Raw genomic sequence first — 1129 nt, forward strand, 5'->3', positions numbered from 1 at the left:
TTCCCCGAGTATTTCTCGGTTTTTAAAGACTGGGCCTGCAAACGTTCCTTAGCTACTCTTAAAGAATTCCCTTCTCCGCAGGATCTAAAGTCACTATCCGTAACAGAGGTGATCACAGGATGGAGAGAGCATATGAAGCGAGCCGGTGGCGCGACTGGCATGCAGAAGGCTGCGCAGCTCATCGCTCACGCTAAGAGTAGTATAGGCGACACGACTGCCCTAAATGAAGCGAAGCAGGATTTACAATGGCTATTACAAGAGTTCGAACGGATGGTTGAGATACTAGAGAGAATTGAAAAGGATATACAAGAGTTGTTCAGCGAAATTCCTATGGCTGATCAGCTTCGATCGATTGGCCTAGGCACGATCTGTATTGCAGCCATTCTATCAGGTGCTGGTGATCTTAGACAGTATGCCCATGGACGTCAATTATTGCGTAAGGCAGGTTTAAACCTGGCCGAAAGCACTTCGGGGAAACGCAAGGGACAGATCATGCTTTCTAAACGGGGCGATGCTACGCTGCGAAAATATCTGTATCTGGCCACGCTCCAACTCGTTGGAAATCATCCTATGTTCCGACAGCTGCATGAGAATAATGTCCAGGTCAAACAAATGAAAAAGCAACAATCGGTATTTAAACTGCTTGGAAAACTAGCACGAATCATCATCGGCATTGTTCATAGGGGAGAAGCTTTTTCTCCTGAAAAGGCTGACCCTACCTGCAATCAAGCTGCTTAAAACTGATTAAACGATCACGTATATTGACTCATTCGCAGGATTTTACAAAGAAAGCACGGAGGACCGAGTTCCTGCCCGATAAGGGCTCAGACCCGTCAGCTAAACGTTATCGGTCTCCACGCCTTGGTCAGGTGTAACGAAGGAATGTAAGGGCATAGACCCGTAGAGTCGTGGGATGGTGAACCCCCAAGGAAATTGTGGAGTATGCGTGCAGAAGAATAACACTTGGAGAATTGCTTCATACGTTTCTTCTGTTCCCGCATACCCAAGATTAGTACAACGGTGTCTAATGAGCTTACTCTCCGAACAGCAACTGTATTCCAAGGCGACGAAATCCTGCGAATGAGTGAGTATATATGAGATAAACCCTTAAAACCGAGGGACGGGCAGG

Annotated in this window: 1 protein-coding gene; it reads left to right on the forward strand. The window is 46.9% G+C overall.

All coding sequences use genetic code 11. The annotated features are described in order from the left end of the window. Window positions 1-738 (forward strand): transposase (locus AC1D69_RS25010; RefSeq protein ID WP_495458813.1); only part of this gene is annotated, 738 nt, incomplete at its 5' end. Between the last annotated feature and the right edge of the window lie 391 nt (window positions 739-1129).

This window comes from Paenibacillus sp. Y301 (assembly GCF_059445505.1).